Source organism: Gilliamella sp. CG22 (assembly GCF_046635725.1).
Lineage (GTDB): Bacteria > Pseudomonadota > Gammaproteobacteria > Enterobacterales > Orbaceae > Gilliamella > Gilliamella apicola_I.
On sequence record NZ_JBIDFK010000011.1, the window covers coordinates 22,548 to 48,549 of the forward strand.

16 protein-coding genes and 1 tRNA gene are annotated in these 26,002 nt (G+C 33.4%); 11 read left to right on the top strand and 6 right to left on the bottom strand.

Annotation, left to right across the window (positions count from 1 at the left end):
• Positions 1-367: 367 nt before the first annotated feature.
• Together ACGH46_RS09390 and ACGH46_RS09395 are read left to right on the top strand one after the other, a co-directional pair.
• On the top strand, positions 368-3,064 hold the full coding sequence (locus ACGH46_RS09390) for an inverse autotransporter beta domain-containing protein (RefSeq protein ID WP_411599811.1): 2,697 nt from the start codon (positions 368-370) through the stop codon (positions 3,062-3,064).
• Between the two features lie 124 nt (positions 3,065-3,188).
• Positions 3,189-4,199, top strand: coding sequence for a hypothetical protein (locus ACGH46_RS09395; protein WP_267351473.1), 1,011 nt, complete (start codon positions 3,189-3,191; stop codon positions 4,197-4,199).
• An 83-nt stretch (positions 4,200-4,282) separates the two neighbouring features.
• Here ACGH46_RS09395 and ACGH46_RS09400 read toward each other — a convergent pair whose 3' ends face one another.
• The 5 genes from ACGH46_RS09400 to ACGH46_RS09420 are packed head-to-tail and all read right to left on the bottom strand — an operon-like array spanning position 4,283 to position 10,302.
• On the bottom strand, positions 4,283-6,091 hold the full coding sequence (locus ACGH46_RS09400) for an NADH-quinone oxidoreductase subunit N (RefSeq protein WP_411605427.1): 1,809 nt from the start codon (positions 6,089-6,091) through the stop codon (positions 4,283-4,285).
• A 6-nt stretch (positions 6,092-6,097) separates the two neighbouring features.
• Entirely contained in the window at positions 6,098-7,645 is a 1,548-nt protein-coding gene (locus tag ACGH46_RS09405; RefSeq protein WP_267351477.1) for a NuoM family protein, read from the bottom strand.
• A gap of 17 nt (positions 7,646-7,662) precedes the next feature.
• The gene (locus ACGH46_RS09410) at positions 7,663-9,510 is read right to left on the bottom strand and encodes an NADH-quinone oxidoreductase subunit L (RefSeq protein WP_267351479.1); all 1,848 of its coding nucleotides are present in this window, start codon (positions 9,508-9,510) and stop codon (positions 7,663-7,665) included.
• On the bottom strand, positions 9,507-9,809 hold the full coding sequence (gene nuoK / locus ACGH46_RS09415; RefSeq protein ID WP_267351481.1) for an NADH-quinone oxidoreductase subunit NuoK: 303 nt from the start codon (positions 9,807-9,809) through the stop codon (positions 9,507-9,509). Before nuoK ends, ACGH46_RS09410 begins: the two co-directional genes overlap by 4 nt.
• Position 9,810: 1 nt before the next feature.
• Positions 9,811-10,302 (bottom strand): NADH-quinone oxidoreductase subunit J, encoded by a 492-nt coding sequence (locus ACGH46_RS09420; protein ID WP_065557830.1) that lies wholly within the window; start codon positions 10,300-10,302, stop codon positions 9,811-9,813.
• Between the two features lie 355 nt (positions 10,303-10,657).
• Between ACGH46_RS09420 and ppc the strand changes: the two genes are divergently transcribed.
• Positions 10,658-13,303 (top strand): phosphoenolpyruvate carboxylase, encoded by a 2,646-nt coding sequence (gene ppc / locus ACGH46_RS09425; protein ID WP_267351485.1) that lies wholly within the window; start codon positions 10,658-10,660, stop codon positions 13,301-13,303.
• Between the two features lie 34 nt (positions 13,304-13,337).
• On the opposite strand, the gene ACGH46_RS09430 is transcribed toward ppc, so the two are convergent.
• Positions 13,338-14,402 carry a tetratricopeptide repeat protein gene (locus tag ACGH46_RS09430; RefSeq protein WP_267351487.1) on the bottom strand — a complete coding sequence of 355 codons (1,065 nt, stop codon included), beginning with the start codon at positions 14,400-14,402 and terminating at the stop codon, positions 13,338-13,340.
• Positions 14,403-14,917: 515 nt separating this feature from the next.
• Between ACGH46_RS09430 and yajC the strand changes: the two genes are divergently transcribed.
• The 8 genes from yajC (at position 14,918) to ACGH46_RS09470 (ending at position 26,001) form a co-directional block, all read left to right on the top strand.
• Positions 14,918-15,250, top strand: coding sequence for a preprotein translocase subunit YajC (gene yajC / locus ACGH46_RS09435; protein ID WP_065558440.1), 333 nt, complete (start codon positions 14,918-14,920; stop codon positions 15,248-15,250).
• A 60-nt stretch (positions 15,251-15,310) separates the two neighbouring features.
• Positions 15,311-17,167, top strand: a complete 1,857-nt coding sequence (gene secD / locus ACGH46_RS09440) for a protein translocase subunit SecD (RefSeq protein ID WP_411605429.1) — start codon at positions 15,311-15,313, stop codon at positions 17,165-17,167.
• Positions 17,168-17,197: 30 nt separating this feature from the next.
• Positions 17,198-18,184: a protein translocase subunit SecF gene (gene secF, locus ACGH46_RS09445; protein ID WP_411605465.1), complete on the top strand. Its 987-nt coding sequence runs from the start codon at positions 17,198-17,200 to the stop codon at positions 18,182-18,184.
• Between the two features lie 126 nt (positions 18,185-18,310).
• Positions 18,311-18,386, top strand: a tRNA-Ala gene (locus ACGH46_RS09450).
• Between the two features lie 516 nt (positions 18,387-18,902).
• Entirely contained in the window at positions 18,903-22,037 is a 3,135-nt protein-coding gene (locus ACGH46_RS09455) for an autotransporter outer membrane beta-barrel domain-containing protein (protein WP_411605431.1), read from the top strand.
• 384 nt (positions 22,038-22,421) lie between these two features.
• Positions 22,422-22,553 (top strand): hypothetical protein, encoded by a 132-nt coding sequence (locus tag ACGH46_RS09460; RefSeq protein WP_411605433.1) that lies wholly within the window; start codon positions 22,422-22,424, stop codon positions 22,551-22,553.
• 705 nt (positions 22,554-23,258) lie between these two features.
• Positions 23,259-24,989 (top strand): hypothetical protein, encoded by a 1,731-nt coding sequence (locus tag ACGH46_RS09465; RefSeq protein ID WP_411605436.1) that lies wholly within the window; start codon positions 23,259-23,261, stop codon positions 24,987-24,989.
• Between the two features lie 382 nt (positions 24,990-25,371).
• Entirely contained in the window at positions 25,372-26,001 is a 630-nt protein-coding gene (locus ACGH46_RS09470) for a transglycosylase SLT domain-containing protein (RefSeq protein WP_411605438.1), read from the top strand.
• The last annotated feature ends 1 nt before the right edge of the window (position 26,002 follow it).

Genomic DNA, 26,002 nt, shown 5'->3' on the forward strand with positions numbered 1-26,002 from the left:
AGATACTAATATTCTAATATTTCTATCTTTTTTATCTGCTTTATTTAGTATTAGATAAAGAGAACTAATGTATTATTAATATTATCAAATTGATAAATAAATCCCACGTTTTATTTTAATCTATCTCTCCTCATATTCTGAAGACATTTTCATCAAATCTTTACAAATATTTTAAAAAAGTTATTGAACAATGACTTCTTTGTAATATAATCTTAAAAAAAGTAATTTTTTGTAAAGAATTTTAAAGACAATAAAAATGCTATCGTTTTTTTATTCTAAACAAAGAAGCTTTTTTATCAAAAAGCTGAATAAAACGTGTTTTTGATACATATATTATCAATAAAGTGAAATATGAGGAATGATTAAGATGAAAACAAATCTTAATTTAAAAATTGTTTCAACCTTAGTTGTTCTGGCATTAAATTGCCAGACAGCTATGGCATTGGATTCGAAACAAGGCACTTCTACTGTTGCTGTAGACAACAGTAAAGTTATTGAACTTAAAAATGGTATTAAAGTTCGAGAAATGGTTAACAATAAAAAGGCTAGCCTTTACCAAATAGCATTAATAAGTGGTATAAATGTTGACCAACTACGCAAAATGAACAATGGGCGCTTTGATAAAAAGGATGTGATTGAAGAAGGTGAGCTTCTCGTGCTTCCTGAAAACTCCCCACTACTACCTGCCATCAGTACAAGTAAAGCTGAAGATACTAAACAAAACAAATATACAAATTTACCGGATTTAGGATCAGATGAAAATTATGATGTACAGGCAGATAAAGATAAGCTTGCAACTCATGTTGCTTATGCTTTACAGACATTAGCAACACAAGATTGGAAACAACTATTATCATCTGAAAATGGTGGCTTATCAAGTCAATTGGCCAATCGAGGTAAGGATTACGCAGAGGATTATTTACGCAGTAGTGTGAAAAATCATGTTGTTGATCCACTTCGTACCGCTGCCCAAGACTTCTTAGGGCGTTTTGGTACGGCTCAATTATCTTTTGACGTTAGTGATAAAGGACAATTTAGTAACGTCAACGTTAAACTATTTAGTCCTTGGTATGATACAGAAAATACCTTGATATTTAGTCAAATATCATTTCAAGAATATGAACATAAACGACGTATTGGAAATATTGGTATTGGTCAACGTTGGGACTTTGCAGATAAAAAATGGTTATTAGGCTATAACGTATTTTTGGATCATGACTTTCAACGTTCACACAATCGTTTAGGTTTAGGTGTTGAGGCTTGGAGTGACTACATGAAACTTGCAGCTAACTATTATCATCCATTATCAAATTGGAAACAATCTCGTGATTTTGATGATTATTTAGAACGTGCTGCAAAAGGTTTTGATGTTCGTTTTCAAGGTTATTTACCACAGTACCCTCATTTAGGTGGTTCATTAATGTATGAACAATACTTTGGTGATAAAGTGGCATTATTTGGTAAAGATAACCTACAAAAAAATCCTAGAGCAGTGACAGCAAGCGTTGATTACACACCTGTGCCACTTTTTACCCTCAAAGCGGAACATAAGCGAGGACAAAATAATCAAAAAGCCACTTCTGCTTCATTGACGATGAATTATCGTATGGGGGTTCCTTTAAAAGATCAGTTAGATCCAGATATGGTTCAAGCAGCACGTTCATTAGCTGGTAGTCGTTATGACTTAGTTGATCGTAACAACTATATCGTTCTTGAATATAAAGAGAAAAAATTAAGTGTTGATTTAGGACTTGAATCTTTACAACTCGTTGAAGGACAAAGTTATGATGTTAGTATCGCTGTTTATAATGCGAAAGGATTAAGCAGTGTAAAATGGAATGGTGATATGTTTGAAATTGATGCAAATGGTGGATTCCTTTGTTATACAACAGGTATTTGTACATCTTCATCATGGGCTACACCAAAAGCAGATACTCAAAATTGGAAAATTGTTGCACCAAGTTATGTAGATGAAAATGGTAAACGTCATCCAATTCAATCTAATGGTAAATATACCTTATCTGTTTCCGTTACCGATAAAAAAGGTCGTTCAGCAACATCAAATCAAGTGTCATTTGAAGTTATCCCCGATCCTGTCATGCGTAAGATTGGTCTTTGGGCTGTTGATCGTAACGGCAATAAAACCACAATGGCTTCTAATTCAGCCGATGGTCTCAGTGCTATAACATTGATTGCCAGCCTTGTAAAGCCGAAGGTACCAAATGGAACAATTTCGGCAATAGAGGATGCAGTTGGGTTTAGTGATGAACAACTCATGAACCGAATTCCAGACTCATTTGATTCTGTACTTAAAGGCTGGACAGCAACAAGTAATGGCAAAAAAATCACCTTAATTGATGGTACTTCGGGTCAAGTAACGTCTTGTCCTAAACAAGAACCTTGTGTCATTGTGAAATCCTTTGAAAAAATCAAAATGGGTCAAAAGATTTCTGCTAAGGCAGCTACTGCTGGAGGCATGGATGCAATTGGTGATAGTTATGCATTAGATGTCGCTTCTAATATTGAAGGGGTGGTTGAATTTTCCACTTCGATAGATCAATTTGGCGCATCGTTCAATAAAGTATCCATAGATTTTGCTGGTGGTCAAGCTGGATTAATTAAAGTTTATCGAAGTGATGGGGTATTGGTTGCGACTCAAGCTGGAAACTTATTAGAGTTTGATCCTAATGGTTCAAAAGAGTGGAAAGTTGATAATGAATATTATGTCAAAGCATATGCAGCAGATGGTGTCACTGAAATGAATAGTCCATATGTGATTTGGTCTCTTGTGGGGTCTAATGCGGTTGCATGTCCTAATGGAGCGGCAACAGCAGCATTACCTGATGCAAGCAACAAACCAAATGGGCCTTGGTTTAATGTCGCAATGGGATATAACGCACATTATAAAATTAGAAGTATAAAAACAGGTAGTTATGCAACTTCTGGTTCGAGCATTATCGCTAATGCTGATGCTCCACAAGAGTTAAATCTTGATCCGATAAACGCAACGCCTTCAGCATGTGCAGGTGATCAAGGGTTTAGATTACAAGTATTTGTTAAATAGAATGGTTAATTAAAAAAGAGTTTTAGATAACCAATTTATAAGGGTTATCTAAAAGTTAAATACAAAACGGTGTATATTATTTTTGATATACAATAATTAATAAATGAAAAATAGGAAGTTAAACATGAAAAGTTTAATGATAAAAAATATTGCTTTAGGTCTGTTAATCGCTGGATGTGCAGCAAGTAACGCATATGCACTTAGCGGTGTGAGTGCTAAATATATAGTGGGTAATGCACCTGTAATTAAAAGTCTTGGCGGTCAAGATCACAGTTTAACAGTGTCAGTATCCTCTGATGCTGATGGTAACAATACCGTGGGTGGTCGAGCTGCAAAAGTTAATGATTATGTCGTTATCGAGTATACATTACATGATGAAGATGGTGACAGCGATCCTTCAGGTAAAGTAGTAAAAGAAACGTTTAAAGCATTTTATAAAAGTGCGTCTGGTGAATGGAAAGAAGCCAGTTTAGCTGACTCAGATATTAAATTCAGTAATGGTAAAATCACGTTTAAAATTACAAATGAGTTTGCTGGTGCAACACGAATTGGTTTCAAAGTATTAGAAAAAACTGAGTTTGGTTTACCTTATACAAATAAATGGTTAAAAGTTGCTGATATTTGGAGTACGCAAGCACCAGGACAAGTGGATACATTAGATCCGACAGATCCAAGTAAAGCCCCTACTGATGATACTAATGGTCCGAATAAAGACGAAATAGGTAGTAACCCTAATGATGGTCCAGGTGAACAAAAAGATCCGAATAAAATTACAAGTGGACCAATTGAATCTGATGACATGAGGGTCTACATTTTAGCTGCTGATTCAAATGATAACTATAGTATAGCGGGTAGTACTTTCGTACCTAAACAAGGCGGAAAATATCGAGCTGTGGTATGGTTAGATTCTAATGGCAATGGTGCTTTAGATAGTGGTGAAGCTGACTTATCTGCAAATTACAACTTTACTTGGGAGTTAGACGGTACTTATGCCGGTGTTGGAGCGACAACAGATTCGTTAGCACAAAATCAAAATATAACATTAGGTCAACTTAACAACGATTCAATGTACAGTACGACCTACAAAGCAGGTGCTCAAGGTTATAAACTCAAAGTTACCGCAACCGCAAAATAATGCTTATTTAAGACAGATAAAAAACCACTCAAACGAGTGGTTTTTTTATAAATAAATTAGTTTGAACATCTTTTTAAATTAGTTTAAGCCGTTAAGTATTGTGCCATACTCACTAAGTTAAATACCCATTTAGGATAGACTCCGCAAATCATAATAAGTAAAGCAGAAAGGGTGATGAGTAACTCACTCATTCCAATTTTATGCCATTTAAAACTTACTACTGAATTATTGATAAATTGATCATCTCGACAAGTTGGTTTGATATAAAGGTTGATCACTAAACGAGCATAAAAATATAGGCCTAGCGCACTACCGACTACAACTGCTGCCATTAACCACCATAGTTCAGCGGTGACACCTAATAGGACTAATAAAAATCGACTAATAAAACCGAGAGTTAAAGGTGCGCCAGCTAATGAAAGCAAGCCTATTCCCATAGATAATGCAAGGATAGGGCGTCGCCAAAATAATCCAGACAAATCTAGCTCATTTTCATGATCTTGAAGCTCATTTGAGTGAGATTCTAAACTAATTACGCCCAGAACAGTAATATTTGCAAGAATATAACCTATCAAATAAACGCCGATTGTTTCTAAGGCCAAAACTTGATATTGCACAGCAATTAATGCAATTAATAAATAACCAAAATGTGCGATTGAGGAATATGCAAGAAGACGTTTTAAATTACTTTGCATAAAAGCAAATAAATTACCCCATAAAATAGAACAAAATGCCATCACAACTAAAATAATTCGGATGGTTTCATTGTTTACAATAGGAGCTAATAAAAATAGTCTTGCGATAGCGCAAAATATCGCAACTTTACCCACTGTGGATAAAAGAAGTGCGACAACCGTTGGTGCACCTTGATAAACATCGGGTAACCAAAGTTGGAAAGGAACAAGTGATAATTTAAAACCGACACCTACAAGCATTAAACAGACCCCCATTAATAACAGTGTGCTTGGGTAGGTCATAGTGGATAACTGATAACTTAAACCACTGAACGTTAATTCACCAGTGGATGCATAATAAAAAACAATACCCATTAGCAAAAAAGCACTTGCAACGGCGGATAAAATCATATATTTAATTGCTGCTTCAAGGGAGTGGGTTTGAATATATTGATATCCTATTAAACCCACAAAAGGAATGGAAAGCAACTCAATACCAATAAAGAAAGCGATTAAATGGCTGGCGTAGACTAAGGTCACTCCACCTAATGCCATGAAAAGTAATATTATATAAAATAATCCATGAGACTTTTGTTCTTGCTTAAACCAACGATATGCTAAGCAACTGACGATAATTGAAATTAATAAAATCAAACTGGTATAAAGTAAACCATAGCCATCACAGGTGAAAAGTACTGTAATTTCTTGGGAGTTCCAAATATTTACATTATTCGGTTGTTGAATATCTGAATGGGATTGATTTTTTTCTTGGTTATCCGCAATGTCTTCATTTTTCGGTGTTTCAGATGTTATAGTCTGTTCCGAATTGGATTCGTCTAACTGAGGTTGGCGGACTTGAGTTGCTGATTCTACGCTTGCATCATTATTATTGTCACTAAGTGCTTCTGTCTGATTAGTTTGTGGATCTGGTTGAGTTGGTGCGGCATCCACTGCTAACAATTTTGCATTCTGAAAATCAGGAGAAGTCAGTGGCAAAGAAGAGATAAATATTTGCATATTATCGCTGCTGATATCTGAAATTTTCTGATCATTGGCTGAAATTTTATATCCCATGACAGAAGCGCAAATTAATGCGAATATCAAACCACATAAAGATAAAATAGCGCAGCATTTTGTACTTACTTTGAAACGAAATAATGCAAACATTAGCGCAATAATAGTAAGACTTAATATATAAATAGGTGATAAAGCTATCATATCTTATTACTCTCCCATGCGCTCTGTTGTTATATAGTGTTGAGTTTGATTCATGACAGAATATGACATATCTAAAATGACTTTAGGATATAATCCGATAAAAATAAGAACAGCCAATAAACTACTTAACAATAAAAGCTCTTTGATATTAAGAAAACACTTTTTCATGGTTTCATTATTATCGTGACCGCCATGAAAAATAGGTTGCATACGAATAATGAATGAAATAGATAGCATAAGTAATCCTAATGCTAATAAAATTGTAGAATAAGAAAATGTTGTGAAACTTCCAAGTAACATCAGGTAATTTCCTATAAAGTTAGCTGTGCCAGGTATACCCAATACGGCCAATATGAAAAATAACGTAAATGATGATAAATATTTGACTCGCTCTTTCAATCCAGTAAATTGACTGATGTTACGTGTTGAATAACATTCAACTAATAAACCACTAATCATGAACATACCGACAATCGCTAAGTTAATCGCAATAATTTGTATGACCACTCCTTGGTAGGCGATTAATGAACCACTATATATGATAGCGGTCACAAAGCCCATCAATGCAATATGAACATAAGCAATTAGTTTTTTAATATCCGTTTGATTAAATGCAAGTAGTGCAGAATAAAAAACGGTGATTAATGCAAGTATTAAAATTAAAGGTACAATTGTTGCAGAAGCATTAGGAAATAGTGGTATGACAAAACGCAATAACCCAAAAGTGGCAGTACTAAGTAATAAACCACTAATCATCATTGAACCGGTTGTTGACGATTCGATATGTGCTTCAATAAACCAATTGTGAAATGGAACAAAAGGAATACGCACAATAAAGGCAGCCATGAATCCTAGCATTAATAAATATTCTGTTTTACTTGATATAGGCGTTTTGGTTAGGATTTGATAATCAAAAGTCCAATGACCCGTTAAATTCCAATTAATGAGAGCTAATGAAACAATCGAGATTAACATTAACAAACTACTGATTTGCGTATAAATAAGAAATTTACTTGCACCATTAAAGCGTAGCTGAGAATTGGAATCTCGTCTTCCCCATAAAGAAATTAAAAAATAGATAGGAATCGCAACAGCTTCCCAATAAAAGAATAACAAAAAGAGATCCGTAACTGTAAATAACATCATGACAGCTGATGTCATTGCTAAAATACACAGATAATATAATCCAGTATTATTAATGCTTTCTTTGCTTGAATAGGCGATAGTGAATAAAACAATAATGAGTGTTGAAGTAATAACAATGATAGATAGCCCATCTAAAATTAAGTGAAAACGAATACCTAATAACGGAATCCATTCAAAATTGACTTCTTCTACCCAACTATTTCCTTGATCCATAATAGCTTGCGCATCCAGCCAAAAATTAATCACCAATATTAGCGAGATGATAATCGTCATGAATGCGATACAAATTGGCAGTTTATTCCAACGTGATTGCGCATCAACAGATGCTACCATTCGTTGTAAAAAAAGATGACATAACCAACCGATAAATCCACCTGTCACAGGTAAGAAAATAAGCCATAACAACATGAAAGATTGCACCTTTATTAAATAAACACAAGTAACATTAATATAATAATACTACCCATTACAATTGAAACCATATACCATCTGAGATGTCCATTTTCGAAGCCGACAATATATGAATTGATTTTTTTTATACCCAGCATAACCCAATTGTCCCAAGTTGCTAATGGATCCTTTTTCAATTTACTGGTTAAAAAGATGAAAGGCTTAACAAAAACAATATTGAGTAAATAATCAAATCGCCATTCTGCTTTACACAGTCGTGTAAAAAATTTCACTATGGGCGTGTTTAACACTTCTTTCACTTCACTATTAGGATGAGCAAATAGTGTATAAGCGATGATAATGCTAAGTAACGTTACCGCAGCAAAAAGAAGCTGGAATGACAATTTTACATTAGTATCTAATGCAGCAATTGGAATTATTCCTTTTATGGGTAACGGAAAATAGATAACTAATGATGAGGTAAATATTAACAATAAGAAAATAGGGCAATAACTCATCCAATTCGTTTTGGCAAATTGTTTAATTTTAGGTTTATGATAAAACACCATAAATATTAAACGTAATATACTAACACTCGAGAGCAAAATACCTAATAACCCAATGGTTCCATTCATTAAATTATCTTGAGCCATTAATCCCCAAATAATGTCACCTTTAATGTAAAAGGCAGCTGAAATCCAAGGCATTGCACTAAGCGATAACAGAATGACTAAAAAAATGATAAATAAAACGGGGAATTTTTTATATAAACCGCCAATTTTACTTATATCACGCTCACCTTGGCATTTTTTGATAAGTATTGCCGAGGCTAATATGAGTAACGTACTTGTCATTGTATAATTGATTAAACAATTAAGTGATAAACTCCAATGTTGAGTTGAAAATGCATAAAACAGATAACTAATTTGTGTCAGGTTTATGAAAGTGACTATACGTTTAATATCGTATTGTACAAGAGCAATAGAACTCGCAAATAAAACTGTTAGCGATGAAATTATTGTCATGATCGAAAGTACATCGCTTGACATCATAAACAAATTGCTGAGTCTTAAAATTAAATAAACACCCGCTAAGATTACCGTTGAACTTTGCATTAACGCCATTGCAGGCATGGGGGCTAAGGTGCTTTCAGTAAACCAGGATTGCATTGGAAATAGCGCTGATTTACTCATTGCACCAAGCAATAGCATCAATGTTATCCAATAGATGATATCTGAATCGATAGCTAAATTAGCATGTGCGAGAGTCAATATATTCCGAATATCTAACGTATGAAGCGTTTGATAAATTAAAAATACACCGATGAGTAAAAAAACATCGGTCAAATGCATGATTACAAACGCTTTAACTGCTGCAAAACCATTGCGGATTTGTTTATAGTAAATGCCAATAAGTAAGTAAATACTTAATGTAACACCTTCCCAACCAATTAGCATGACCAACAGATTATCGACTAAAATAATTGTTAACATACTGGCTATTAACAAATTGCTATAAGCATAAAAAGTATAAATATCTTTTTGAGATGTTAAATAATACGCAGCAAAAAAATAGATAAGCATGCCCAAAAAAGCAATTAACACAAGAAAAGTTAATGACAAACCATCTAAGGTTAAAGTAATGGGAACAACAAAATCCCCTATAGAAAACCAATTCCATAATGGTCTGCTATAAATTAATGACATATCAGGGACTGAGTTAGTAACAAAATCAATACAAGAAAATATGGTAATTAATACCACAATCAGCATAGTACTAATGCCGATAATGATGATATTAATTGATCGTATTTGTCTTCCTAAGCTAACAAGGGCTAAAAAAGAAAGCAAAGGAACAATGATAGTTAAATAGAGTAAATTCATCCTTTCATTTCACTTAATGAGTCAATGTTAAAAATTTTCTTTCGGTAAACTAGCTTTCTAAAAAGGGCAAGTCCAACGCACACTTCGGCAAGTACCGCTACAATCGCTAAAATAGCCAGTACTTGCCCATCTGTATGTTGCCAGTGGCTACTTGCAGCAATTAAAGCAATAATGGCACCGTTATTCATTATGATTAGGCTAAGGAGCAAAAAATAGAGATTGCGCCGAATCATCACGCCTAGTAAACCAAGGACAAATAAGATAGAAGCTAAAATAAGGCTATGCATTAATGGAATCATATTAGCTCTCCGACGACAAACGATGCATAAAATGATAAGCAATGACCGCTGCACCTAATAATAAAAATATTCCCAATTCTGCCATTAAAATATAGGCATGTATTGAAATTTCATGGGTTAATTCATGTGGCTCTTTTAGCTGTGAATAGTCAGTGCTTACTACTCCATAAATAAGGATGACCAGTAAAACAAAAGCTAACATTAGCGGGACTAACCATATTTTAGGGCTAATACCACGTTTATCATTTTCTACATTGTCTTTACGAATTTTAAGTATACTTGCAATGGATAAAAAAAGCGTTACTGTTCCGCCAATAAAGAACACGATATAAAGCACAGCTGATAAATAAGTATTAAGTAGAATCAATATCAACGCTGAAGCAAAAAGCGAAACAATAAGGTACAAAATAGCTTTATCTATTTGTAAGCAACTAATCACTTTCATGCTAGCAAAAATAGCTATAATCGACGCAATATAAAAAACAGCGATCATTAAATAATCCAATATATATTCTCAATATTATTAGTATATACCCAAATTAAAGCAAGATACAGATTACAGGCGAGCTATTCATTGAAAAACAGTGATTTAATAAAAAATAGAACGTTATTTTTTAATATTAGCTAAGAATTTAAAGATAAGTGCATTATATTTTCAATATAATTAAAACAGAAAAAAAAATAAAAACCATAAAATTTTATTATTTAAATTCAATTAAGCATTGATATAAAGTATATAACTTGAGCAAATTAACCATTATTTATACTTATTTCTTTAAATTGTGAACATGCCCTTACAGCTTAAAGTTGCTTAACCCTAATTTTTAAATACATAAAATGAGATTAAAATGAACAGTGAATACTCCTCTATGCGAAGTAATGTTAATATGTTAGGTACCCTCCTTGGCGATGCAATAAAACGAGCGACCGGTAACGAAACTTTTGATTTAGTCGAAAAAATAAGGAAGCTATCAAAATCGGCTCAACAAGGAAATAAGCAATCTCATCAAGAGTTACTCAAATTAATAGAACATCTCAATGATGAAGATTTATTACATGTTGCTCGAGCATTTAACCAGTTTTTAAACTTAGTGAATATTGCGGCAGAATATTATGGCATTTCGCCGCACGGGGAAGCGGCGAGCAGTCCAAAAAAAATGACAGACTTATTTACTACCCTAAAAAAATTGAACTTTTCTGAGCAAACTATCACACAAGCCATTAACGATTTATCGATTGAATTAGTATTGACTGCTCACCCAACCGAAATTAATCGTCGTACAATGATTAATACCTATACCGCAATAAACAATTGCTTATCGCAATTGGATCATAATGATCTTGCTGATTACGAAATTGAACGTATTATGCGCCGATTAAAACAGCTAGTTTGTCAGGCCTGGTATACGGATGAAATACGTAAAAAACGGCCTACACCTCTCGATGAAGCTAAATGGGGGTTTTCTGTTATAGAAGACAGTTTATGGCAAGGTGTTCCTCTCTTTTTACGGGAATTTAATGATCAACTCGTTGATGCGTTTAATCAACAACTATCTGTTGAACATGTTCCAATAAAATTTACCTCATGGATGGGAGGAGACCGTGATGGTAATCCTAATGTCACAGCTGATGTGACAGAAAAAGTCATGTTACAAGCTAAATTAAAAGCAATTGAATTATTTTTAGCAGATATTCAAATATTAGTGCGAGAGTTATCGATGACAGAGTGTAACCAATCTGTTATTGATCTGTTAGATGAGCCAAATAAAACAGCATCAGAACCTTATCGAGCGGTGATGAAGCAGCTACGAGCCCGTTTAGTTAAAACGCACAGTTACATAGTATCAGTACTCAATAATGAACAAGTCCTAGCTCCAGCTGATATTTTAATTAAAAATAACCAACTTTGGGATCCACTTTATATTTGTTACCAATCATTAATTGATAATGGGATGTCAACTATTGCTCACGGACCTTTACTTGATACATTACGTCGAATAAAAAGCTTTGGATTACAGTTAGTCAAATTAGATATACGTCAAGATAGTTCTGTTCATACTGAAGCACTTGATGAATTAACGAAAGAACTTAATCTTGGAAGTTATGCACAATGGTCTGAAGAAGAGAAACAAGCATTTTTATTAACCGAACTTCAATCTAATCGTCCATTATTACCCTATCATTGGCAACCTAGTCAAATCGTTAAAGAAGTATTTGACACTTGTCGTGTAATTAAAAAAGCTGGTGAAGAGTCGATTGCTTCTTATGTTATCTCAATGGCAAAAGCACCTTCGGATATTTTAGCGGTATATTTGCTCTTAAAAATAGTCGATTGTGAAAAAAATATCCCCGTGGCACCGCTATTTGAAACATTAGAAGATTTGAATAATGCGAAGATTGTCATGCAAAAATTATTGGATATTCCTTGGTATCGACAAAAAATCCAAGGTAAACAGATGGTCATGATAGGTTACTCGGATTCAGCTAAAGATGCAGGAACCCTTGCGGCATCATGGGCACAATATCGTTCGCAAGAAGAATTAGTCGCCTTATTTGAAAAATATAATATCAATCTTGTTTTATTCCATGGGCGAGGCGGTTCAATTGGGCGTGGTGGGGCGCCAGCACATGCGGCACTCCTTTCTCAGCCACCTGGTTCATTAAAAGGAGGGCTTCGTGTCACTGAACAAGGTGAAATGATTCGGTTTAAACTTGGTTTACCGGAAGTCGCGCTCAGTAGCTTAATGTTATATGCTTCAGCTATACTTCAAGCAAATTTATTACCTCCTCCACAGCCGAAACAAGCATGGCGCAATATCATGGATGAAATGTCAGATATTTCATGTCAGTGCTATCGACGTTATGTTCGTGAAAAAGCAGAATTTGTCGATTATTTTAGAACGGTCACCCCCGAAGCAGAATTAGGAAGGTTACCTCTTGGTTCAAGGCCTCAAAAACGGCGAACAGGTGGCGGAATAGAAAGTCTTAGAGCTATTCCATGGATCTTTGCTTGGACACAAAATCGCTTAATGGTTCCTTCATGGCTTGGTGCTGGCTGTGCCTTAAAAAAAGTGATTGAAGAGGGGAAAAAAGATTTGCTCAAAGATATGTATCACAACTGGCCTTTCTTTAATGCACGATTAGGTATGTTAGAAATGGTATACGCTAAAGCTGCACCAAAAATTCATGAGTATTATGAACAACGTTTAGTTGATGCTAGCATGTGGCCATTAGGAGAAGAGTTACGTAATTTATTAACAGATGATATTAATACCGTTTTAACCATTACTGACGATGATAGCTTAATGGCCGATCTACCTTGGATTGCGCAATCCGTTGCTTTACGAAATATTTATATTGAACCGTTGAATTTATTACAAGCAGAACTATTAAATCGTTCTCGTCAACGTAATGATGAAGAAAATACAATAGTTGAACAAGGATTAATGATCACAATATCAGGTATTGCTGCTGGAATGAGAAATTCTGGATAACTTAATAAAAATAAAAAAGGGCAATCGCCCTTTTTTATTTATCTGCTAAAAGTTCATCTAAATACGTTTTAGCATCTCGATCACCTTGCTCACTCGCTTTAGTAAACCAGTAAATTGCCGTATCTTTATTTTTCTTAATACCTTCACCTTCAAGATATTTAATGGCTAAATTGTATTGAGCATCAGCACTGCCTTGTTCAGCGGCTTTAATATACCATTCAATCGCTTTTTTAATATCTTTGGGAACACCACCGCCGACATCATACATTACGCCAATATTATATTGTGCATCTGCATTACCCGCTTCTGCTGCTTTAGAGAACCAATGGGCTGCTAATTGGTTATTAGGTCTAGTGCCTGTACCTGTGGCATAAATAATGCCTAAATTATACATTGCAAGTACATTACCATATTCTGCCGCTTGCGTATAAAAATAGGTTGCAGCAACATAATCTTGAGTTAGACCGTCGCCGTGTTCCGACATTAATCCTAGATAATATAAGGCTTCAGGCACATTATATTTCGCTGCTTTACTAAACCAATCGGCTGCTTGCATACGATCTTCTTCTACACCATCACCAAAAAAGTACATAATGCCTAGATTTAGGTAAGCATCAAACACGCCTTGATCACCAGCTAAAATAAAATAGTTAATAGCACTATCGTTATTTTTGGCGACACCTTCCCCATTTTTGTACATCAAAGCTAAATTATAAAGTGCAAAACTGTAATTTTGATCCGCTGCCAATTTAAAATATTTAAATGCTTTCGATAAATTACGCTTAGTTCCTAAACCATTTTGATACATATATGCTAAATTATTTTGGGCCTTAGCTAATCCTTGGTCAGCTGCTTTTTTAAACCAAAACAGCGCGCGAACATGATTAACTTCAATACCGCCTAAACCTTGTTTATAAATATTACCTAAAGTGTATTGTGCTTGTGCATCCCCTTTTTCTGCCGAAAGCTTTAAAGAAGGAATCAATGAGCTAGGATCAGTCATTATTAGTTCTGGAGCTTTTGATGCACCATTTTCATTAGCTTTGACACTAAATGAAAAAGATAACATTAATACCAATAATAATTGAAATGTCTTCATAGTTTTTATTCATAATAAAAGTGTTATTAAGTATATATTAACAAGATAAAAATAAATAGTTTATATGTTTTTTGATAGATATAATCGATAGATTCTATATAAAAAAATTAAGTTCTGAGCAAAATTAATTTATTATTAATCAATTAAATCATACTATTATATTATAATTCAAAAATTTAGTTATCAAATCACATAACTTTTAAACGTACATAATACGGTTACTAACATACAAAAGGTGGGTTAACTTTCTGTTTAGTTTCTATTGATCGGATAAAGAATTCAAGTACTTTCTGATAATATTTAATTAAAAAATCGACAAATATTACTTTGTTTTAGGTATAAATTACCTTATTAACTTATTTATTCTATTTAAAATATTTAGTAGTGAATAATTTAAATATATTTTAATCTTTATGCTTTCTTAGGCATAGGGGCAACAAATAGTACATATTTAACCTTTTTTTTATGATACAATTTCGACCTTTATAAAATAAATTTGAATTCAGAGGATCAATATGGACTTTTTTATTAATCAAGCGTACGCAGCTGACGGACAAGCCGTTGAAAGCAATCCTTATTTTTTACCGATCATGCTTGTTGTTTTTGGATTATTTTTCTATTTTATGATCATGCGTCCACAACAAAAACGTGCTAAAGCACACCGTGAATTAATGTCATCCATTTCAAAAGGTGATGAAGTGTTAACCAATGGTGGATTGATCGGTCGTGTTTCTAAAGTGAACGAAAATGGTTATATTGCATTAGAATTAAATGATTCAACTGAAGTAATAATCAAACGTGATTTTATTACATCTGTATTACCAAAAGGTACAATGAAATCATTATAATAACAATATTATTATGATAATTCATTGTGTTAATAGTCTAACCCCACAAGAGAATATGTCGTGTTAAATCGCTATCCTTTGTGGAAGTACATTATGTTGGTCGTCATAATTTGTGTCGGCCTACTTTATGCGCTTCCTAATATTTATGGTGAAGATCCAGCTATACAGATTTCTGGCTCGGATAGTGCCAAAATTGAAACGGCTACGCAAAGCAATGTAATAAAATTGCTAGCTGATAATCACATCGATATCAAGTCAATTGTTTACGAAAATGGAACCATTTTAATTCGATTTGCTGATAACGATACGCAACTTAAAGCCAAAGAACTTATTTCAAAAGATTTAGGTGAAAATTATATTGTTGCTTTAAATCTAGCGCCCGCAACGCCAAAGTGGCTTTCCATGTTTGGTGCTTCACCTATGAAATTAGGACTAGATTTGCGTGGGGGAGTTCACTTCTTGATGGAAGTGGATATGACAACGGCATTAGACAAACTCGTAGAGCAATCAATTGAAAATCTAAAGTCTGATTTTAATAATAGCAAACTAAACTTTAAATCCTTGAGTCGCAATAGTGAGCAACAAATCGTCATGGAGTTTGTTAATACACAAGATCGAAACAAAGCCATTGCTAAAATCAATAATTTACAAGATTACAAGATTGACTCTCAAAACGACAACAGCATCATAATCAATATAAGTGAACAACGCTTACAACAAGCTAAAAACGATGCTGTTCAGCAAAACACAACGATTTTACGTAACCGAGTTAATCAACTAGGTGTTGCTGAACCGATTGTACAACGTCAAGGTTCGGATCGAATTGTTGTTGAATTACCGGGAATTCAAGATACCGCATTGGCTAAACGCATTATTGGTGCAACCGCTACACTTGAGTTTAGACAAGTAAATGAAAACAATTCAGCGGATTTGGCTGCTATCATTAACGGTCAAATGCGTGTTCCTTATGGTTCAGAAATAAAATATATGGAAAACGGGCGTCCGGTACTGTTATATAAACGCATTGTCCTGACTGGTGACCATATAACGGATTCTTCTTACCGATTGAATGAATATTCCCAACCAGAGGTTTCTATTACCCTTGATAGTTCAGGGGGAAAAACTATGCTCGATTTTACTCAAAAAAATCTGCATAAATCAATGGCTACTTTATTTGTCGAATATAAAGATACTGGTAAACGTGATGAAAATGATAAACCAATTTTTGAACGACTTGAACGGGTTATCAATGTTGCAACAATTCAAGGCATCTTCAGTGATCGTTTTCAGGTTACAGGCATTAGTAACATTAATGAAGCTAAAAATTTGTCACTTTTACTACGTGCCGGCGCATTAATAGCGCCAATTCAAATCATTGAGGAGCGTACCGTTGGTCCATCAATGGGGCAAGAAAATATTACTCAAGGGTTAGAATCTTGTGTATGGGGATTATTAATCTCAGTTATCTTTATGTTAGTGGTTTATCGACTATTTGGAGTATTTGCGAGTTTAGCGTTAGTTGCTAACTTAATATTAATTGTTGGTGCGATGTCATTATTGCCTGGTGCGACGTTAAGTATGCCGGGTATAGCTGGTATTGTATTAACTGTCGGTATGGCTGTTGATGCAAACGTACTGATCAATGAACGAATAAAAGAAGAACTGAGTAACGGTCGTAATGTTCAACATGCGATTAATGAAGGATATGCAGGTGCTTGGAGCAGTATTTTTGATGCAAATATCACTACATTAATTACTGCGGTTATCCTTTATGCAGTCGGTACCGGTTCAATCAAAGGTTTTGCGATTACATTAGGTATCGGTATAGTAACATCAATGTTTACATCTATCGTCGGTACTCGAGCATTAGCAAATCTTATTTATGGCGGTCGTCGCGTCAACAAGTTATCAATTTAGAGGTTTATTGTGATTGTTACTAGTAATGATATAAAAAATCATGATGTTAAAGAACTAAATCATGGTCGCAGAGTCCTCGACTTCTTAAAGTTTGGTTTTATTGCTTTTGCAATATCAATGTTACTTGTTGTTGGATCAATTTATGTAATTTTGACCAAAGGATTTAATTTGGGACAAGATTTTACAGGTGGTACAACAGTCGAAATTACGGTGACCAAACCAGTAAATCTTGACGACATCCGTGACAGTTTACGCAATGCTGGCTATCATGAGCCCGTTGTTCAATATTATGGAAGCAGTAAAGATATTATCATTCGACTTGCTTCAGAAAAAAAGGATGACGGTAGCGTATCTTCAGTTATTGATAATGCGTTAGGAGTCAACATTTCAAATTTAATTCATAAAGATATTGATGCAAATGCAGAAATAAAACGAATTGAATTTGTTGGACCAACCGTTGGTTCTGAGCTTGCTAAAGATGGGATATTAGCTATCTGCGCTGCATTGGTTTGCATATTAATTTACATTGCATTTCGTTTTGAATGGCGATTTGGAACAGGTGCGGTTGTTGCGCTTGCGCATGATGTCATCATCACTGCAGGCTATTTATCACTGTTTGATCGGGAGTTGGATCTCACCATAATTGCTGCCATGCTTTCAATTATCGGTTATTCACTTAATGATACCATTGTAGTATTTGACAGAATTCGTGAAAACTTCAGGAAAATTCGTCGAGCATCGCCTTATGATGTGATTAATATCTCATTGACTCAAACCTTACACCGAACTTTAATGACATCAGGTACAACCTTGGCAGTAGTCATTATTCTCTATATTTTCGGTGGTTCAATGCTAAAAGGTTTTTCAGAAACATTGGGCGTTGGTATTGTTTTAGGCACTATTTCGTCAATTTATGTAGCAGCTTACATGTCACTAAAATTAGGCGTTAAACGAGAACACTTTATGCCGCAAAAAAGTGAAGCTGAGGGTGCTGATCAACCTTCAATTATGCGCTAACTTTTACACTCTGCTGGATGCCCAGCAGAGTTATATCAGATTGTTATTTAAACAAATGATATTAAATAGATTGACACCTATTATCGAGTTGAATATTATTAGCCACAGTTTTATCCCTTTCTACTTGGGGCCATAGCTCAGCTGGGAGAGCGCAACGCTGGCAGCGTTGAGGTCAGGGGTTCGATCCCCCTTGGCTCCACCACTTTTTAAATTCATGTGTCAATGTTAATCAAACACAAACGATGACACTAAAGATATTAAATCCTACTTCATTATCATTCCTGTTATCGCGTTACTCATTCTCCTAAAGGCATATACCTACAAGTAAATATCTGAATACATCTATAATTAAAATAGGCAAAAGCTAAAACGAAAATTTAACTATCTTGATTGCATAAGGCTTTATTAATAATCCTAAAAGATTATATATACCGTTACTATGCCAAAATTCGCAAGAAAACCATATAAAGTTAAAGAATAGTAAAGAAATGTATATAGTAAGTAAATAATATTTAATTTATAATAATTATGTAAGGTTGATTTTGTGAATCTCCCTGACAAAACATCTATTTTAAACGATGAATAGATCAATATGTTTTAGAACTGACATTCTGTTTTTATGAAAAATAAAAAATAGAACGACATGATGTAATGAAAATTACATCATGTTTTTTTTGATTTAATTTTAGGTTAAATATTTTATAGGCTATTAATTTATATGAAAAATCATAAGTTTTCTGTTGTATATCAAACTATAGCATTAATAACGCTTTCCAGCGCGACTTATGTTAATGCTTTACCATGTAGTATCGCAAATGGTCAAATTAATGCCACTAACTCTTGCGAGACGAATGAGAATAATCTTACCAATATTAATGTTAACGCAGGGGCGACAGTTAACCATGATACCGCTAGTAGCTTAATTATCAATAATCCTGGGATTGAGTCAAATAGTAACGGAATTAATGTAACTGGTAGTAATGCGAATTATTTATTAAACGCTTCCGATACAACAAAAGATATAACAATCGATATAGGCGACAATAAAAATCAAAGAGGTCGAGGTATTTCTGTTGAAAAAGGTGCCACAGCAACCGTTAAAGCAAATAACGTGACAATCAAATCAAAGGATAAATATACCAACGATTGGAATGCAAACAATGCATTATGGGCAGGCTCTGGCGGTCAATTAACTATTTTTGCTGATAAATTAGATTTATCAGTTGAAAATGCCACAACACCTTATGGAACAATTGGTGTCAACAACGGTAGTATAAAAATCCAAGGTAATAATGGATTGTCAATTGCGACAATTTCTAACACTGGTGGATCAAGTGCCGGCATATGGGCAGAAGGCAAAGGAACGATAGATCTTGATCTTGTTAAAATTAATACTGATTCTTCTCAAGATTATGTCATGGGGGTTTATACTAAAAATAAAGGGTCAACCGTCACATTTGCTGGAGGTGAAATTGGTAGCCTTGCTAGTCGGGCCGGTTCAGCAATTCGAACATTGGAACAGTCACAGGTTATTGCCAAAGGTTATGATAAAGGATCTTTAATTATACAGACTAATGGAACGGATTCACGGGGTATTCGAGCAACGGGTGGTTCATCTGTCATTTTAAATAACGACAAACACAGTAATTTTGTCACGCAAATTCATACTACAGGAAGCATTTCTGATGGTATTAACGCTGGTCGATTAGGGACAATGCATAAGGATGGAAAAATCTTTAAGCATGGCGGTGAAATAGGATCGGAACTCGCGTCTTCAAGCATTGAAACTTATGGTGAAACTCATATAAAAACAGATTCAGAAAATTCTTATGGTCTTCGACTTATTGGTGATGGAGCAAGCATAAAAATGCATGCGTTGGATGGACAAGGTCGTAGTACGATTCATTCAGCGACCACTGCAATACGTTTTAATTTTGGCAATGGTTACAGTCTGAATGAAGATGGTTCTTCGGCAAAAGATCTTGCCCAAAATATGATGCTCGAAAATGTAGACATTACCAGTGATGGAAAATCAGGCAAGTTCGAATTGATTAATACCAGTGATAATAACAGTTTTATCTGTAAACTTGGTGGTTGTGACAAAAATGGAAATAATACCTATGCTAGCGGTAATTTAATTCAGGTCGGGGATCACAGCCTTGATGTCGGTATGTTATCGCATATCAACGATAATAATTTAGCTATGACTGTGGCTGATTCAGTAAAAAATGGTGTGCTGTTATTAAAAAATAGTTCGGCAACAGCGGCTGAAAATACCGATCTATTAAATGTTACTTATGGTGGTGGAACGGCTAAAGTGACTGATAAGGTTTCAAGTAGTTTTAATTTAACATCTAATGCATCGATCTTAAAAGGGAGTATCTTTACGGATAAAACCTTAGACAAAGACAATCAAGCAAGTCAATCCAACATAAGCCTGAATAATCAATCTACATGGTACATTCAACGTGATTCAAATGTGACTAATTTAAATGTCCAAGATAGTGAAATTTACCTCAATCGCTACGACAATTGGAAAGATGAGCAAGGTAAATTACTTGAAAATGCTAACCAGCCTTCAAATTATACTGTATTAGAGACAAATAAACTAACGGGTAATAATAGTCGCTTTTATTTCCAAACTGATATTGTTAACCAAAAAACAGATAAATTAATAATAACCGATAAAGATGGGACGAATGGGCAACATTATGTCATTGTAAAAAATGATGGATCGCAAAGTACGACAGGAACAGAAAAAATAGATATCATTGAAACCAATGGAAATCATGCCGATTTCAAATTAATCAATAAAGTTGAATTAGGTGGTTATGAATATGATCTCAGACAAATTACTGATCCTGATTCAGACGATCTTGGCGGTTGGGAGTTATATAGTACAGGTTCAAAACAGAAACCTTCAAAACCATCAAAAACTTCAACGGCTCAAGCAACGCTAAGCTTTGCAAATACTAACTATATGCTTGTTTATATTGATATCCAAACTTTATTACAACGAATAGGTGATTTAAGGAATATATCGGATCATCAAGGCGATTTTTGGATTAGAGGCGTCGTTGGTCAATTAAACTCATTTGCATCAGTTGATTATAATGATTATAAAATGAATTATCGGGGGCTACAAAGTGGTATTGATAAACTGGTTTATGAATCTGAAAATGGTCGTTTCTATTTAGGTGGTATGATTGGCTACTATGATGTAGATCAAGATTTTAAACAAGGAAGTGGTTCAGGAAAAAACTATAATGTTGGTCTCTATTCTACTTATATCACCAATAACGATTTTTACTTAGACGGCATTTTCAAATTATCCAAATTAAAAAATCAATTTGATGTTAGAGATAGCCAAGGTAAAAATATTTCGGGTAAAGGGAATACCCACGCGCTAAGTCTATCGTTAGAAGCAGGGAAACGTTTTTACCTTTCTGATGAAAAACAAGGGTTATATGCAGAACCTCAGCTACAAGTTGTTTATACTCGTAATGGCACTGATTCAACAAAAGCGAGCAATGCACTCAAAGTTAAATATGATCGCTATAACTCATTGATAGGACGTACAAGCGTCATAATGGGATATGCGATACCGAATATCAAAAATCAAACCAATATTTATTTAAAAACAGGATATGTTAAAGAGTTTGATGGTGATACTTCTTACCGATTAAATCATATCAAGGAATCTAATCAATATCGTGGACATTGGTTTGAAAATGCACTTGGTATAAACGCAACCATACAAAATAATCATCATATCTACAGTGAAGTCGATTTTGCTAAAGGGAATAAGTTTAACAAAAAGCAGATCAACCTGGGTTACCGATACAACTTTTAATAACAATAAAATCCTAACAAACTAACTTTATAAGCTTATCCTTATTGGATAAGCTTTTTTTATATATGTCGTAACCAAATATTACCCTAATTGAAATTTAATGAGCGATCAGTTGAACAAATAATTTTTTTAATTACAACTGCAAAGTTATTGGTTTTTGTACGATGAAAGTAATATCAACCTTAGGATCTTATTCATGACAATTGAATGTTCCCTTTATCATTAATTTAATAATTATTAAAAAATTCATGATTTTATAAACGAAATCAACAATATTGATAACACTATCATTAAATTCTTGGCATATCGATTTGAACAGGTCAAACAAGCCAGTAATTTAAAAAGAAGACTTCTGATATTTACGCAAGTGGTGGTTTTGAGTGTATGCTTGAAAAACGAGAACAACAAGCTAATGAATTCGGATTGAATGATGAAATCATCAAACATTTATACGCTAATCTTGTACAACATTTTATTGAGGAAGCATTGAAATACGTTAATAATCTAGCAAAATAATCGTATCGTAATTTTATCAATGACAATAAGAAATTAACTCTATTGTATGAAAAACAAAAGGTTAATATAAGTAAATTTCACTGCATTAAAATTTACTTTATCACTCACTTCATCACAAATCTTATCCAAAAACAGCTTGATGCCTATCCTATTTTTCGAAAAAATAACTGACTTACGTCAATAGATTAGCTAACCAATTTGGTAATAATTAATAAAAAAAATAATAAATTGAAAATGAAATGAACAATTGTTTATAACCGTTCTAACAAAATCATTAAACAGCAGTATTGAAATTGTTTTAAATCTTTAATGGGTAAAAGTATGAAATCTTTTTACAGTATAAAACTAGCCAATTTTCTGAACTTTTTTTCAACGAATTTCTTTTATCATAGTGCAGAAATGCTATTTTTAATCTGGTTCTTCCTATTTTCATTCATATTTTTTTCATTAAAAATCACTCAAAATATATATCAATTAGGCATGATTTCTACGACAAGAGATGAAGGCAAGTTTGAACTTTCAGTCGATGGAAAAAAAAGAAAAAAGTTTGCGTTCAAATATATCAATTATGATAACCCTGTCAGCAATATCTTTTTCATCAGGCTATTTGGCGTTATTTTAAACTATTTATCAATTATTTTTTGTTTTATCATTCTATCTAACTTATTAATAAATATTGTTTTTTATTTTTTGGGTTTAGGTAAAATGATTAATTTAAAGTACTATAAATACTATCTTTTTAGTGAATATAATATTTATGGCATTGCATGGATATTTGTTGCATTTGTCGTAGCGGTAACTTGTTATCTGATTATCTATCATAAATATACAAAACAGTTTTTTTCAGAATTAGATAAGAAAGTTAATGAATCAATGATTTCAAATATTAAGAAATCTGATTTAAGAAGCGGTAGTTTATTGGATGTTAAAGATTTAAAATTTAATGAAGTCGATATTTATGATCCATCAGATTATTATCAAGAAGCGAAACAAAAAGATTCGTTATTTCTTGGTATTGATGATGAATCGACTCCCATATTTTATAAAAAAAGTATATGGAATGAAACTAACGTACAAATAATCGGAAAAATGGGAAGTGGTAAAGGTGTATTAGCAACATCTGTATTTATCCAATGTTATGAAAACTATAATGATTTCAACGTATGGTTCGACCCTAAAAACGACGAATGGGCTTATAGTGTTTTCAAGAATAAATCAAAAAGAGATCAGTTCTTTTATATAGATCTTAATCGAGATGCAGAGCCTCAATTTAATATATTCCAAGATATTACCGTCACAGAACTTAATGAATTATTTGTAGCCGGTTTTGGACTTGGCAGAACAGGAACAAATGCTGACTTTTATAAAATTGGTGATAGAAAAGTATGTCGTGAATTGGCTAATCAGTTTGAGGATGAACCAGATAATATCAACATCAACACGATTATGGAAAAATGGAATAAACTACCTAATGAACTAAAACAGCAAGGTTCAAGTTTTTTCGGTCAGCTTGAAGAATTATCTGAATTAAAGTGTATTCAAACTGATAAAGGAATTAACTTAAAAGACATTATATCTGGCAATAAACCCGGCATGTTATATATAACAGGATCGTTAAGAGATGAAAATGTTGTTATGTTACAAAAAATGTTGCTGTTAAGAATAACGCAGATCATCGAAAAAAGGGACAGAAAACAAGATTTAACACACATTAATATCATGCTTGATGAAGTTCGATATATTTTATCTAAAAACACGTTAGAAATGATGGGAACAATACGAGATAAAAAAGCAAATATTATCTATACTCACCAATCGTTAGGTGATTTAGTTGGGGCAAGCCAAGATCTTGATCCTGCATCGACCAAAAATATCATGCTCGACAATGTTGGACTAAGATGGATATATAAACTTGATATAAAAGATAGTGCGGAATGGGCAAGTAATTTAACTTCAGAAACGCTAAAAGATGTAGAAAGAAGAACTTTAAGCTTAAATGATGCAAACGTAGAAATGGCAAGCAAAGAAACAACCATCTTTAAACAAAAAGCCAATTATATTGAAACGAGTGTTATACAGAATTTGCCGAAACGCTGCGGCTTAATTATCGGATTAGAAGGCTTGCCTAAGTTAGCTTACAGTAGCCCAATAATCGTATCTAAATTAGATAAAGTATTACAGATAGCACCTAGATTGGAACTTACCTACAAAAAAACAACACCAAAAAACAAGGTTGAAAAACAACCAGTCAAAAAACAGAAAAAAAATGAGACCACTGTCGATAAAGAATTACTTAATCAAACTACAGGATTAGAAGATTTTTTAGCATCCAAACTTAAAAAAGATAAAAACCTGTCTGATGAAATAATGATTGACATCGAAAGTAATCCTACCGCTCAATCAACGATTATAAATCATGAAGTGATTAAAGATTAACAATTTGTGATAACGATTTCAAAAAAAACATAAGGGTAACGTACGTACTAAAAAATTTTTACGTTTCAATAACTATAGAGAAAAGCTTATTCTGTCTAGTTTTTGGTTATCTTTTTCCAAAAAAAATCGTTATATTTCGTAAAGATAATAATTAACAAACAACAATTATAATTACAAAATTTACTAAATTAGAACTGAAAATATCGAAAATAGCTATTATAGTACGACCCATCTTTACAAATTCGTTTCAATTAGCGATTTGTGCGATTTTGAAAATAAATTAATAAAAATCAAATAACTATAAACAAAAAATAAAATAATAAAAAATTACAATAATTTGTAATCGTATATCATTATATTAGGAATAGAAGGAAATGAGGAAGTGGAGTTAGTTACGCTTTTAACAGCTTGTGCTTTAAATGTAAGTTCTGATTTATTAGAACCATTAATTCAATTAGAAAGCGGTTATAACCCTTATGCTATAGGTGTTGTGGGCGCTTCTGTTCCTCAACCTACTTCTTTAAATGATTTTTGGCACACTATTAATGATTTAGAAAAAAGAAACAAAAATTATTCGGTAGGTCTTGCTCAAATCAATATCAAAAATCTTCATCGATTTAATATTCCTGTTCTTGACGCGGTAGAGCCTTGTAACAACATCAAATTATCAAGTGTCATATTAAAAGATTGTTACTCAAATTATCAAGATATAGGGAAAGCATTGAGCTGTTATTACAGTGGCAATGATAAAACCGGTTTCAAACGTGATTTTAATAATAGTTATGTTGAACGATTTTTAACATCTTATGCTAACAAGCAAGAAAATGTTGTCATCAATTTTGATTATGACCAATTTTATCAACTCAAAAATCAAGTTGAAAATTATCATCAAAATCAACCATCAACACAAGTTGCCAGATCATCAAATGTTAAAAATACTAATCAAGTAAAAAATTTTTCTAATCACAAGAAAAAAGAATCGTTTTTGAAAAAAACGATCAATATGAACTAAT